14 protein-coding genes are annotated in these 12,216 nt (G+C 45.2%); 5 read left to right on the top strand and 9 right to left on the bottom strand.

What is annotated here, in order from left to right; genetic code table 11:
* Window positions 1–94: 94 nt before the first annotated feature.
* Entirely contained in the window at window positions 95–517 is a 423-nt protein-coding gene (locus PSE7367_RS15065; RefSeq protein ID WP_015166214.1) for a hypothetical protein, read from the bottom strand.
* 291 nt (window positions 518–808) lie between these two features.
* Complete coding sequence (locus PSE7367_RS22980) at window positions 809–937, bottom strand: hypothetical protein (protein WP_264314152.1); 129 nt, start codon at window positions 935–937, stop codon at window positions 809–811.
* Window positions 938–1,220: 283 nt separating this feature from the next.
* Here PSE7367_RS22980 and PSE7367_RS15060 point away from each other — a divergent pair, with 283 nt between their 5' ends.
* Window positions 1,221–1,655, top strand: coding sequence for a hypothetical protein (locus PSE7367_RS15060; protein WP_015166213.1), 435 nt, complete (start codon window positions 1,221–1,223; stop codon window positions 1,653–1,655).
* A gap of 18 nt (window positions 1,656–1,673) precedes the next feature.
* On the opposite strand, the gene PSE7367_RS15055 is transcribed toward PSE7367_RS15060, so the two are convergent.
* Entirely contained in the window at window positions 1,674–2,513 is an 840-nt protein-coding gene (locus PSE7367_RS15055) for a DsbA family protein (protein ID WP_015166212.1), read from the bottom strand.
* Between the two features lie 385 nt (window positions 2,514–2,898).
* Entirely contained in the window at window positions 2,899–3,621 is a 723-nt protein-coding gene (locus PSE7367_RS15050; RefSeq protein ID WP_015166211.1) for a DUF4079 domain-containing protein, read from the bottom strand.
* Window positions 3,622–4,396: 775 nt separating this feature from the next.
* On the opposite strand from PSE7367_RS15050, the gene PSE7367_RS20610 reads away from it, so the two are divergent.
* Complete coding sequence (locus PSE7367_RS20610; RefSeq protein WP_198013423.1) at window positions 4,397–5,002, top strand: hypothetical protein; 606 nt, start codon at window positions 4,397–4,399, stop codon at window positions 5,000–5,002.
* Window positions 5,003–5,158: 156 nt separating this feature from the next.
* Here PSE7367_RS20610 and PSE7367_RS15040 read toward each other — a convergent pair whose 3' ends face one another.
* Window positions 5,159–5,668, bottom strand: coding sequence for a T3SS (YopN, CesT) and YbjN peptide-binding chaperone 1 (locus tag PSE7367_RS15040; RefSeq protein WP_015166209.1), 510 nt, complete (start codon window positions 5,666–5,668; stop codon window positions 5,159–5,161).
* Between the two features lie 481 nt (window positions 5,669–6,149).
* Here PSE7367_RS15040 and PSE7367_RS15035 point away from each other — a divergent pair, with 481 nt between their 5' ends.
* On the top strand, window positions 6,150–7,277 hold the full coding sequence (locus PSE7367_RS15035) for an aldo/keto reductase (RefSeq protein WP_015166208.1): 1,128 nt from the start codon (window positions 6,150–6,152) through the stop codon (window positions 7,275–7,277).
* 122 nt (window positions 7,278–7,399) lie between these two features.
* Window positions 7,400–7,912, top strand: a complete 513-nt coding sequence (locus PSE7367_RS15030; RefSeq protein ID WP_041698521.1) for a hypothetical protein — start codon at window positions 7,400–7,402, stop codon at window positions 7,910–7,912.
* Between the two features lie 70 nt (window positions 7,913–7,982).
* On the opposite strand, the gene PSE7367_RS15025 is transcribed toward PSE7367_RS15030, so the two are convergent.
* The 4 genes from PSE7367_RS15025 to ylqF form a co-directional block, all read right to left on the bottom strand.
* Window positions 7,983–8,528, bottom strand: a complete 546-nt coding sequence (locus tag PSE7367_RS15025; RefSeq protein ID WP_015166206.1) for a pyridoxamine 5'-phosphate oxidase family protein — start codon at window positions 8,526–8,528, stop codon at window positions 7,983–7,985.
* 43 nt (window positions 8,529–8,571) lie between these two features.
* Entirely contained in the window at window positions 8,572–8,871 is a 300-nt protein-coding gene (locus PSE7367_RS15020) for a hypothetical protein (protein WP_015166205.1), read from the bottom strand.
* 469 nt (window positions 8,872–9,340) lie between these two features.
* Complete coding sequence (locus PSE7367_RS15015; protein WP_264314151.1) at window positions 9,341–9,958, bottom strand: NUDIX hydrolase; 618 nt, start codon at window positions 9,956–9,958, stop codon at window positions 9,341–9,343.
* A gap of 35 nt (window positions 9,959–9,993) precedes the next feature.
* Complete coding sequence (gene ylqF, locus PSE7367_RS15010; RefSeq protein WP_015166203.1) at window positions 9,994–10,845, bottom strand: ribosome biogenesis GTPase YlqF; 852 nt, start codon at window positions 10,843–10,845, stop codon at window positions 9,994–9,996.
* A gap of 446 nt (window positions 10,846–11,291) precedes the next feature.
* Between ylqF and PSE7367_RS15005 the strand changes: the two genes are divergently transcribed.
* Window positions 11,292–12,110: a TPM domain-containing protein gene (locus PSE7367_RS15005; protein ID WP_015166202.1), complete on the top strand. Its 819-nt coding sequence runs from the start codon at window positions 11,292–11,294 to the stop codon at window positions 12,108–12,110.
* Window positions 12,111–12,216 lie beyond the last annotated feature (106 nt).

The raw sequence follows: 12,216 nt of genomic DNA, 5'->3' as shown, positions 1-12,216 counted from the left end.
AGGCAAATGATAAGACGCGGGGCAGCTACGCAAAAAATCGATCAATATAGTCCTAATAGTCCTAGCGATCACCTCGGCTATTTAGGCTATTCGGCTATTCGGTTAGCTTTTCCCAGGCTCCTTTGAATCGCTTCCCCAACTTAGATGCCCCTTTGCCCAACTGCTCCACCGTTTTTTCTAAGCGTTCTTCCACATCTAAATCTTTGTGTTTGCCATGGTTAGAATGTTTAGATGGCTTAGATTTATTAGTGCGTCTGCTGCTTTCCCGACTCGGCTCTGGCGATCGCCCATCTTTATATTTAGTCCTGGCAGAGGTGGAATCTGCTTTTTCCCGATCGCCCCTGTGGGCTTGTTTTTCAAGCGCTTCATTGGTTTTTTTTAAAGCCCAATCATCGGCCTGATCCAACTTATCAGCGGCAATTTTACCGACTTTCTCCAAACCCTTCTGGGTGCCGCGTAATGCCTGGCGATACTTTTTCTCCGCCAATTCCTGGGCTTCTTTGAGTTTATCGCGCATTTTTTGGGTAAGCCCTTTTTGTCTGGTTGATCTGGTTGACGATCTGGATCTACGTGCCATTTGCTCAGGTCTAAAGCAGTTAAAGCAGTTGCAATGTGGTGATCTTGTGACTATTTACTAGCTATTGGGCAATGGCAGCCGATCGCCCTATCTAAAGACAGATATAACAGATATATAAGACTTCAGTTAAATAGGCAGGCTTGACTAATTAACCAGTAATTAACCAGGTTATTGCTAGTTCATCTGCACCTGGCTGGCAAGAAATCACCTAATCCTTATTATAGGCAAGTTCTACGGATAATCACCAGGATTATCATTGCTTAGCGATCGATCGCTGGAGAGCATCAAACTAGTCAAACACCCCCTGGCCAAGTTCAAAAATTGGATCGTGGCATAGAAACAAGAAGCATTAGCCTGCATGGATTCTGGGCAAAGCCTCGAAATAGAGAAATAGATTGGCTTAGTTGCTCTAGCTGGCAATATAGCTAAGTAAATCTTATCAATATTATTAACAAAACATAAGGATTGTTAACTTTAGTTGACTTATGTAGCGATATATCCGATAGTTTATTAAACCTGCCCAAAAGATGAGGGCAATCTGCTCCTTCTGGTAGATGCAAAAAGAATTAAATTTATTTTCTTTTAAGCCGCGCTTTTAACCGCTGTTTATTTACTAATTAATACTGATTAATAATAAGCAATTATGACTAACTCCTGTGTGCTTGCCCCCCGTTATCGTTTGGATGATGAATCGCTCTGGTTAGAAGGGATCGATCCATCCAGAAATTACTGGATCGCAGTCAATGGGGACAGTTCGCAAGTTTTGCCGCTGCCTGGTTTCCTGGCTGAGTCGATCGCGGATTTGCGCAATGTCGTGCTTGAATTTAGAGATTTACAAGTCGGCCAGAGTATGACCTACAAGCGGATCGCCAGTGAATATGCAATTCATTGTGTGGGTCAAAACTGCTATGCCCTGGCAGCAGAAGTAAATGGCACTCTGGTGTGGCATTTGTTCGACCAGGAAACCCTGGAAAGCTTATTGATGACTGCCCATCCTGACTGGCAATGCTCCCCCAAGGACGTGGACTTGGGGCGGAGAATGTTGATGATGTCTTGGCAGAAGCCAGTTGCCGCTTAGTTGATAGGTAGCGATCGATTAGTTATCGGCTCTAACTTCGGCGATCAATTGCTCGAAATCAGCCAGATCCAATGCACCAAACACAGGCACACCGTTCACCACAAAAAATGGCGTGCCAGTTGCACCTAATTCCTCAGCCATTGCCAAATCTGTGTTGATCGCAGTTTCTGCTGCCTCACTATTACGATCGCTATTAAACTGATCGAGATCTAGCTCTAACTCGGTTGCCAGCGCCAGATAATACTCTTCGCTTAAATTTGCCTGATTTTCAAACAGGGCATCGTGATATTCCCAGAACTTACCCTGTTGTTGGGCTGCCCAGGATGCTTTGGCGGCGGGGATTGCCTGATCATGGATTCTGGCCAGGGGCAAATGCTTATAGGCAAGGCTAACATCGTCGGGATATTTTGCGAGCAATGCCTTCAGGGTTGGCTGGGTGCGGCTACAGAATGGACATTGAAAATCTGAAAACTCAATAATAATAACTTCGGCATTCTCTGCGCCGATTACCGGAGCCTTGCCGATCGCGGCTTCGGGGTCATTTTTAATTTGTTCAAGTTTTTCCCGCTGTGCCACCTCTTGTTGCTCGCGTCTCTGCCGATCGGCAATTTGTACCGCTTCCAGGATTACATCAGGATTCTGGCGAATAATTTCTAAGACTTGTTGCTCTAGCTCGGCATCAGTAGCAGGGGGGGCAGAAGCGATCGACTCAGGGGAGTTGCCACAACTAGAAAGCGTGAGTGCCCCAATTAGTAAGGCCATAGCGATCAGGCCAGCCCGTCTAGGCGATCGTAGCGATCGTTGCCCCAAGAATTTTGCTGGATTGGTAAAAAGTTGTTTTAAATTATTTGCAAACATAACCCCAAGGTATTAATCAGTTAGCTGTGCTGCCATATAACACGGATAGCATGGTTGAATTTCGGCTAGTCGATTATTCTGTTATGGAATCAAGGCTTTTTAGCAAAGTCAAATTTGAGGCAGGCTCGATCCTATGGCTAAATATCTATTCCATCGCTAGGATATCCATTAGCAACTAAATTGCCCAAATTGCCAAAGATACGATCGCTATCTTAGTTAACGCCCCAATTGCCATATTTTAACTGGCTTGGCAAGGAATTACCTGTAATTAAGCGATCGGGGCAAGTCTAACAGTGCTGACCGCCAGACTGGGCGAGGTATTGCGAAGTACCTAGACTACCTGCTCTCAAAAGATCTACTCCTACCTTGTTATTGCTGGCGATCGCTATGGCAAGCCCACGGCACCGAGATCAAATAAATCCCTGGCTCCGGTCATTGCCTGACCAAAGAACAGCAATAGGGCAAAGCAGTTAAGCAAGGTATGAATAATCCGCCAGCTTTTGGATTGTCGATCTTGATAAATTTCCGGGATCACGGTCACCGAAATAATCATGAAGATAGCTGCCGCGATCCCATAGTAGTAATGGGATATGTACCATTTGGCACTCCAACGCCATACCCCAGGTTGGGAACCAATTAGAATCAGACCCATACTAGTCAGGGTGGCAAACACTCCCCGCCATAGCTTAGCCCTGGCCTGAAGCAAAAATACAAGGCAAGCGATCGTGGCAATGAAAATCGCCACCAGAAATATCACATTGAAGTTAGTAATATTATTCTCGGCGCGGAACTCTGCTTTTTGCCACTTAGCACTAATCGCATAGGCTAAGGCCAACAGGGATGTACCCACCACCCCGCAAGCCAGAAACCGACCAATCTTGACATGCTCAGAGCCAGCGATCGCCGGGATCTTGCTTTTGCCGTTTGCATCTACCTGGATACGGCGTTGGCGAGTTTGCCAGGCCATCATCACCGTAATCCCAATCAGCGGGAATACGATTGCCACCGTTAGCATGGGATGAAAGATCAGCAAAAACTGCCTGATATCCATTATTGCTAGGTTGGTGGACAAAGCTGTAAAACTATCAATCATCATTGCAGGGTTCATTAATGTTTCTCCATCTCCTGACCAGTTCTTGGCTTAGTGCATTGCAATCCCAATCATCACTAATTAACCTATTGCCAACCTGATTAACACGATCGCCCATAGTTTCTATCTATCTATAGATACTCAATCTGATTGGTAAATACTATGTCTTCTAAAACTATGCCTTCTAAAACACTGTTAGCGTGACATATTATTAATCTTAATTAATTGATGCCAGCTAACCCTTCCAACTAATTTAAGCTGCCAAGGTCTAGGTTAAGAAGTTATCTTTACTACGTTTTGAATGCATAAGTTAGATCTATTGCGATCGCTTATACCTAAATCACGCTCTACGATCTAGTAATTCAGATCAGCATTAATCCGCTGTGATACTAATGTGATGCAGAGCTTCAGGCAGATCGATCCGCCTCTGATTATGTATCTAGAGAAATATTAAGAAAAATCAAAGGATCGGTAAGACGACTGATGTGGCTTAGCTCAGCCCCATTTACAATTAAATGAATGGGGATTTTAGTAGCATTAGTTTTCCTTATCAAGGATTAACAATCAAAATAGTTCTGTAGTGCTTAACTGGCCTGTTAATCAAGATATTCAAGATATTTTATTGGTATTAGCGCTAATGCCCGCAGCGATCGCCAATAACTAGATCTCTTGTAACATTTCCAGATTTAACAATCTATCTTCCGATTAGCTTTAGAAAAATTCAGTTTAGCTTTAGAAAAATTCAGTACCAGAGCCCGACTTAACCAATCAGCGAAAAATGAAACCAGTCACCATGCCAGCCACTTTTGCCGTTCTTGCTAAGCGTAGCCAATATCAATCCTGTCATATCAATACACCGGATTTAGATCAGCCATTGGCAGCGATCGAGTTTGATCAAAATTTTTATAGCTTCTTTCAAACCATTTCCAGTAGCGCAAAAGCTTTGAGCATGGCAGCTAAACTAATTAGCCGTGGCGATCGCTTGGTGGTTACTAATCTCAGCAAAGGTTATGGTATCTGGATTTATGAGCCAAAGGCTAAACTAGCAAAGGCACGAAAGAGAAGCAAACAGGTTAAGGTTGCTGGTGCATGTCAGATGCTGACCTCGCGGGAACAATACCAAGCCAGGGACATCCGCGTTCCTGATATTGATTTACCACTGCCTGGTTTAGTCACTGATGGCCAGAACTTCAGCATGTTCAAAATGACCACCGATGCCTCGGAAACTCTGGAATTGGTGGCCAAGATTACGCAGCGAGGAGAGCAAGCCGCGATCGTTGATTTTAAGAACATTTTCCTGGTCTGTGTGGCCGAACCCGATGCTCAAGTGCTGGAGTCGGTGAATGTATCGCGTGGCTTCCTGCAGTCGGAAAGTAAGGTGCTAAGTGTGGCTAGCTAGTTCGCAGTAGTCGCCTAGCTTAAATTAGCTTAATACTAAATTAGCTTAATAAAAAAATAGGCGATCGAATTAGTTTAATCTAGCTCGATCGTCTTGTTTGTGATATTAAATTGAATATTCTCCGGCTTTCATGCTCAGTGCCGATAGTTATTGCAGTTAAGCCGATTGTGTCACCTTGTCAGCGATCGCGCTTTGGCCACCAAACTTACCAACCAACAGATCATCATAATTGCGGGCGATCGTCACGACCGACAGAATACAAGTTTGTAGTTCCATCATGTCCATATTCTCGCCACCCAAAATACTCTCCGCAAAAACCACCTGATTAGCATCATCGAGATGGAAAGCACCAAACCGCATCTTGCTGTTCTCCGATAGCAAAAATTGCATCAGCTCAGCTTGCATCGCACTACCGATCGTGATGTAGCTCTGGGCTCTGACTACGGCCAAGTTATTATGATCCCAGGGATTCTTTTCCCACGGCAAAACCTCTACTTCAACCATTGTGCCATCGTGGAGCAGATCAAACTTTGGTTGAACATGGTCAGCTCGCACCGAGTTTTGGAACAATTTAGAGCCGCTCAAATAATCAAAAACTTTTTTATAGGCAACGCTTTGGGCTTTTGAGGTAAACTCGATTTCTGGCTTCGTTACGATTGCGACCATAATTTCCCCTACCGGTGCTGTTTTATATCTTCTTTATGACAGATTAGCTATGGCGATCGCATCCTTCTAATGGAGTTAGTTCCCCTCACCCGATCGGTAGCTTTTGAATCTTGAGAATCTTGCACCTAGCTGCTCTCCAGGTACTCAGCAAGGCAGAAGCAAAGCAGGATTTTTGCAAATGACGATCGCCCTAGTTTCGTTCTTACAATCGAATATTCCTAGTGATGTTTCAATCGAGATGTTGGGCAAGGAGTAACCCGAATGCTAAGAGCCACAAGATACCAATACACAAGAAGTCCCTTGAAGATGCACTAGGATCTATATGAGCTAGAGATTACTTGGCTAAGCATAGCGATAGTGATTTAGTCCTGATAATTCCTATGCGGTTATTTCGATCCGTCGAGGTTGGCTATATTAGTTAAGAAGCAAAATTTGCACTATTCTGAGTCAAAACATCCAAAGCTTAAGAGCGAAGAGGTTTATGCGCTATCGTCGGTTTGGCAAGACAGAAATGTTGATGTCGGTCTTTTCCTTTGGGGCAATGCGATTTCTGGAATCCGAGGAGAATGCGATCGCCACAATTAAGGCGGCGATCGACTATGGCATCAATCATTTGGAAACAGCCAAGGGCTACGGCAAAAGCGAAGAATATATCGGCGCGGCCTTCAAGGCGGGTTTACACAAATTGCGCGATCGGCTCTTGATTACCACCAAGATTACCCCCACCTGGGATGCCCAGACCATGCGCGATCTGATTCAGCGATCGCTCCAGCGCTTGAACATTAGCTACATCGACAATTTTGATATTCATGGCATCAATACCTGGGAACACATCGAAATGGTGCAAAAGCCAGATGGATGTATGCAGGCAGTGCGCGAAGCAATAGATCAGGGAATTATTCGCCATGTTGGTTTTTCGACCCACGGCCCATTGGCAGTAATCCTGGCGGCGATCGAAACTGACCTATTTGAATCGATCAACCTGCATTATTACTATTTCAATCAACACAACGAACCCGCTGTGCAGCTTGCCGATCAAAAAGACATGGGTGTATTTATTATTTCCCCATCTGATAAGGGTGGGATGCTCTATACACCACCGGAGAAGCTAAAGCAGCTTTGCGCCCCCTATACACCGATCGAATTTAACGATCGCTTTTTGCTTGCCGACCCACGCGTACATACCCTCAGCCTGGGCGCGGCCAATCCCGATCAATTTACCAGTCATGCTCTGGCCTGGGACAATGATCAACCAATGGATGCCCAGGAGCTAGAAATCTTGCAGCGGATGAACCAGAATTATCTCAGTCTGGGGAGCGATCGCTGTGCCCAATGCTTTGAATGTTTGCCCTGTCCAGAGGTGATTAATATCCCAGAAGTGCTGCGGTTGCGGAATATGGCAGTAGCTTTTGGGATGGAGGAATTTGGCAAGTATCGCTATAAGATGTTTGAAAATGCTGGCCATTGGTTTCCTGGCACCAAGGCGAATAAATGCACTGAATGTGGCGATTGTTTGCCCCGTTGCCCAGAGAAACTAGACATTCCCAAGCTGTTGTTTGATACCCACGATCGCCTCTATACCAAGGAAGGCAAGCGATTGTGGGGGTGATTAAGTCATCTTGCAAGTGTAACCAGGGCGTAACTGATTTGTACTGGTTTGGTCACTGAGTTGGGTAAAATAGACTTAGCGGGAATGGATTGCGATCCGAGTCTCTTAATACTTTGCCAATCATGAATCGAGCAAATCGAGTTAATTGCACTTTTAATCGATCGGGCTTATGCCTACGAGGCTCGATCGCAGGTTTGATTACCCTAACGATCGCGGCTTTGGCTGGCCTAGGCAGTCCGATTGCCAGCGTTCAAGCACAGGTCGATCCGCAAGAGATTCCCACCGAAATTACGATCCCACTGCAACTGGAAGTCCCCAGCCTGTATTGGCATATTGAAGAATATGGCGAGGGTTTGATCGCTGGTTGGATCATTGACCCAGACGAACGGGTAGTAAAAATTACGGTCGATCCAGCGGTTTGGTTCGCCGCAGATTACATCCAACGCTATGAACTCTTGCAAGAGCTAGGTCTAATTACTGGTGATGATGACTATGGCATTTTGTTGCAGGATGATGATCAAACTTTCTTAGCCACCTACATCCAAAAAGATGGCAAATGGGAGATTACGCCCACCTACCTGGGGGCAACCCCGTTTCGACCGACCAGACGGTTTTTTAGCCCTTTCACACCTTGATTAGCTTAAGCATTAACACAAAGTATTTAAGCATTTGACTATTTAATCTGTTGAGCGATCGCTAATTTAATTAATCTTCAAGCAAGTTACTTGGCAGTCCGTCAATACTTTGCAGGTTGTTTTTGCGCCAGTAATTTTCGATGCCGCGATCGCCCTTCTTTTCTGCCCATTCCACCAGCTTTTGGCGATGTTCCTGAAACTCATACACCGGTACAGCAAAACCACAGGAAGTTTGCAAAGATTCTATGTGTAAACAAATAATTTGCCTGACACCTGGCAATGCTGGGAATTGATCAATTAGTTCTGGCCATTTGCGATCGCGTGGTTTGATTACTTCGCCCTGACCATACAAACGCAAAATCAAAGGTTTTGTGGCAAAACTACAAAACATAATTGTGATCCGGCCATTTTCCAGGATATGTGCAGCCGTTTCATTGCCACTGCCGGTCAGGTCTAAATAGGCCAGGGTTTGATCATCAAGGCACAGACAAGTATCCATCCCCTTTGGTGATAAATTAATTCTGCCTTCATTAGGAGCCGTGGCCACAAAAAACATCTGTTGCTTAGCAATGAATTTATGCAGCTCGGTCGTGAGCCGATCGTAGAATTTAGCCATTTGGTTGCCGCTTAATTAACCTACTTGGAAAGCGCTGAATATATTATGCGCTAAGCGAATTGTTATTGTGGTGATGGGGGTTGATTGGCATGAGCCGATCGCCCTGGATGGCAAAATAGCGATTGGTGCGATCGATAAATTCTGGCCTGGTATCAGATTCAGTTGGCTCTAGATATTGCTCAGTTATGGCCAACGTATCTTGCAGGGTATTCAAAACACGATCGCTCTTGCGCTGAGGCTGATAAACAATTTTTAGTTTGGCTGCTCCTAAGGCCAATTCAGTTACGATCGGCTGTTTAGAAGGGATATTAGCAAATTGATCAACTAGGGCGATAGTGGGCATAATCTTGCTCCCGAATTCGATTGAACCGAACTTTAACTTTCTAGATTTGCTCGCTAACTAATTGCAATTTAGGTGGCAATCGAGCTTTACCAGGCCAGAGGATCTAGATTTAGTGAGAGAATTTGCGGTTTTTAAGCAATTTATTCTAAGTATTATTCTCATCATTGTTTGGTTAGGACTGATTTAGGGCGATTGTGTTCCATTGCGATCGCATTCTTAATAATTAATAGCTTAATAATTAATAGTCTGATTACACAAATGCTCAAATAGCTATGGGGAAAGCCACTGCGCTCATCACAAAATTAGACTTGAATTGGCAATCCTCAACCGCTCTACTCTCTCAATCTAACCACTCAATGCTGATCAAATTAGTGTGAAGACGCTAAAAGCATAGAATCAGATTCAGGCTCCAACCTCATCTGAATGGTTGATCCGGTTGGGTGAAAATAAGTGGCTAAGCCAAACTCAATTAAGGCTCAGTAGGATCAATTTGATTGGTATCAACAAAATCTAAAAAATCCAGCATAATCTGGCGATGGGAAGCTGCGATCGGCCTGGCCATCCCCGCACAATCAGCATAGCGATCGCCCCGCCGGATATCTGCCGGAGTCAGAAAATCCATCCCCCAGCCCTCATTCAAGTGCAATTGAGTTAAGTAATCACCCCTCAAAGCACCATGAAAAACATGGCGGGTCGTATGGCGATCGCTGAAGGTGAATTTATAAGTGCGAAATAATTCCAGCTCTGGCGGCACATAGCTGATCTCTTCTGCCAACTCGCGCCTGACCGCAATTTCTGGGGGTTCGCCTGGTTCCACATGGCCACCAAAAAAAGCCCATTGCCCAGGGTAGATAATCTGGGGTATATCATCCCGCAGTTGCATCAAATATTTATTCTGATCATCTTGATCATTCTGATCGTAAAGGATGGCGATCGCGCCTACTACTTTGCGTAAGGTTGGCGATGCCTCAATTTGCTGGCGATCGGCTAAGTGATCTTTTGTTGCTTTTTCCTCAGCTTTGGCCATAGTATCAAGATTATTTGGCAGCGGTAGAAACGACAGGATGTTTAGGAAATGACCATTCAATAGCCTCAATTCTATCGGTCTATCGCTAGATATTATTATTTCTGGTTAGGCGGAGTTTCGATCGCAATCTCCCCCAATCGTCCCTTGCGAAAATCGTGCAAAACTTGGCGCGCCACCCGCTCAAGGTCACCCTGATAGCGATCGGTTTGGGCGACTGCTTTCAGATAGCCCATGCCTGAACTTTGCTCATCATTTGCATAGGCCAGCCCATAGCGATCCTCTAGGGGCGCATTTTGAGTTACCAATATTTCCACCGCCGCCGCCGCCACCAGTTGATATTCATAGGAGGCAGTGCCAATGTCATCGCAGATCGCTAATTTCAAGGCAGCATCTTGATCATCTAGCAATGGTGGCAGAATTCCCGGCGTATCGAGTAATTCAATCTGGTCAGAAATACGAATCCAGCGCAGTTGGCGGGTAACGCCAGGGCGATTAGCACTTGCTACGGCTCGTTTTTTGAGCAATCGATTAATCAGCGCCGATTTACCCACATTGGGAAAGCCAATTACCACCGCTCGCACGGGGCGCGGCAACATTCCTCGCTTTTTGCGGCGATCGTTCACATGGGAGCCAGCCGTTGCAGCAGCCTTGAGCAGTCCTTTTACCCCTTTACCTGCCTGGGCATTAGTAAAGAAAGGGGTTTGCTTTTGGCTAACAAACCAATCCTGCCAAGCAATCTTAATGTTAGCTGGGATTGCATCGACCCGATTTAAGACCAATAAATGCGATCGCCCTTCAATCCATTCGTTCATTTTGGGATGGCAACTGGCTAAGGGAATACGCGCATCCCTCACTTCGATCACCACATCAACCCGCTTAAGCTGCTCCTTGAGCGCCTTTTCCGCCTTGGCGATGTGTCCTGGATACCATTGAATTAGTGGGGGCATGGGGCTTTACTTGCAACCATAAATTGAAATTGAGGCTGCGATCGATCAAACCTAGCCTATCTGCGCATCTAAATATCTAAATATTTGAATACCTAATATTTGAATACCTACAATACCTAAATTCTGAGATATAGATAATGCTAAAGGTTCTGTAGTTATGCATAAATTAAGCAAAGGTCTACATTCTAGCTACTGGGGACAGAAAGAGGAAGATCCCCGCTATAATGTAAAGAAAAATTAACTTACATCAAAAATCCTTTTATTAGATAAACATATCGGTAGTCATGCAGTAGTAAGGATAATTAGCAATCGATTTGAAATTCGGAGCTTAGCTTGTTTGGATTATAGATATTCAACTATCGCCTAAATCCTTACTTGTTCAGCACTACCAACATATCTTTAACGATATTATTTTAATTTAACTAGAGCTTGATCGAGATTTACCTATGAATAAAACTCCAATGCCTAAGCTCATTTCTATGGCGATCGCCAGTTTGTTGATCATCTTTACGGTAATCGCAAATCCAACCCCTGCCCATGCCATTAATGCACCGGAACTATTGCCCCAGGAAGCTACCAGCATTATTGACCTGGGTCGATTCCTCTCCGATAGCCAGGAAGTAGCGCTGAACCAGAAGCTGGACACCTTTGAGCAAGAAACGGGCTGGAAAGTCAAGGTGCTGACCCAGGTCGATCGCACCCCTGGTCGAGCGGTTAAAAAATTCTGGGGTCTAAACGATCGCAGCGTGATGCTGGTGGCCGACTCTCGTGGTAATAACCTGCTCAACTTCAGCGTAGGCGATCAGGTCTATGATTTGCTGCCCCGTGGCTTCTGGATTGAATTGCAATCGCGCTATGGCAATCAGTTTTTCGTGCGCGATCGGGGGCAAGATCAATCAATCATGTCGGCTGTAACTACGATTATGACCTGCTTAGAGCAAGATGGTTGCTTGGTGGTGCCTGGATTACCCCAAGAGCAGTGGTTGCTAACGCTGGCCACTTCGATTTTGGGTGGTTTGGTGTTTGGTTTTGCTGGTCATCCCCGCCAAGAGGGTGAAATTTTTGCCTGGCGCTGGGCTTTGATCTTGACTCCGCTGTGGGGCATGTTATTAGTTGCCTTTGGCATTGGCCCAATAGTCAGCCGCACTAGTGATTTGATGCCGATCGTGCGGAACCTGGCTGGTTTTGTGGGTGGCGCAGCGATCGCTTTTATGTTCCCATTCCCCGCCAAAGAGCAACCAAATGGTTTGTCATCGAATGAGTAGTTGAATGAATGAGTAGGCAATAGGCTCAGAGTAGTCAATAATTCTTTTGGCTACGTTGCCAGCCTTTTGTTAGCAATTTTTTGAAACTGTTTTTTTGATTTAAAAG

The organism is Pseudanabaena sp. PCC 7367 (assembly GCF_000317065.1).
Taxonomy (GTDB): Bacteria; Cyanobacteriota; Cyanobacteriia; order Pseudanabaenales; family Pseudanabaenaceae; genus Thalassoporum; species Thalassoporum mexicanum.
This window is presented reverse-complemented; position numbering and strand designations above follow the sequence as displayed.